General features: G+C 57.5%; 1 protein-coding gene. It reads right to left on the bottom strand.

The genetic code is table 11. From position 1 onward, the window contains the following. On the bottom strand, positions 1-1,045 hold a 1,045-nt coding region (locus Q4P78_RS09410; protein WP_303340105.1), incomplete at both ends, for an aconitase family protein.

Genomic DNA, 1,045 nt, shown 5'->3' with positions numbered 1-1,045 from the left:
AAGCAGTAATTGGAGTAGTACGGGATATTCGAACGATACGGCAGCAGCTTGGAGCCTGCGGGCAGAATGTGGTCGGTCGTGATGTTGTCCTCGGTCTTGAGAACGATCTTGCCGGCATAGCTGTCTTCCAGCTCGTGACCGAGCGGGAACGGCTTGATGTTCGGACCGCGGCGTACTTCGACCGTGGACGGATCTTCTGCGGGCGGGATAATCATGCTGTCGTTGATGTCAAAGTGCTCGGGCATCTGGATCTCGGGTGCCTCACCCAGCGTACGCGGGTCGGTCAGCACACCGGTCAGTGCCGAAGCGGCTGCAACTTCGGGAGAAACCAGATAAATCTGTGCGTCCTGGGTACCAGAACGGCCCTCGAAGTTACGGTTAAAGGTACGCAGCGATACGCCAGCCGACTCGGGCGACTGACCCATGCCGATGCAGGGGCCGCAAGCGCACTCGAGGATACGCGCACCAGCTGCGATGATGTCGGACAGTGCGCCATTCTTTGCGAGCATGTTGAATACCTGCATGGAACCCGGGCTGATGGTCAGCGAAACGTCGGGATGCACATGCTTGCCCTTGAGGATGGCTGCAACCTTCATCATATCATAGTAAGAAGAGTTGGTGCACGAACCGATGCAGCACTGGTTGACCTTGATCTCACCGATCTCGGAAACCGGCTTTACATTGTCCGGCATGTGCGGCATCGCTGCCAGCGGAACCAGGTTGTCCAGATCGACCGTGTATTCTTCGTCGTAAACCGCGTCCGGATCGGATGCCAGCGGTACATAGACCTCTTCACGTCCCTGTGCCTTGAGGAATGCACGGGTCACTTCGTCAGACGGGAAAATAGACGTGGTTGCACCCAGCTCTGCACCCATATTGGTGATGGTTGCACGCTCGGGAACCGACAGCGTTGCAACGCCGGGGCCTGCGTACTCCACAATCTTGCCGACACCGCCCTTGACGGTCATCTGACGCAGAACGTCCAGAATAATATCCTTTGCTGCAACCCAGGGCTTCAGCTTACCGGTCAGCGTGACGCGAACCA

The organism is Rothia sp. (in: high G+C Gram-positive bacteria), from assembly GCF_030540545.1.
Classification (GTDB): domain Bacteria; phylum Actinomycetota; class Actinomycetes; order Actinomycetales; family Micrococcaceae; genus Rothia.
Note: the sequence above shows the minus strand (reverse complement) of the source record. Positions and strands in the feature narration are given on the sequence as shown.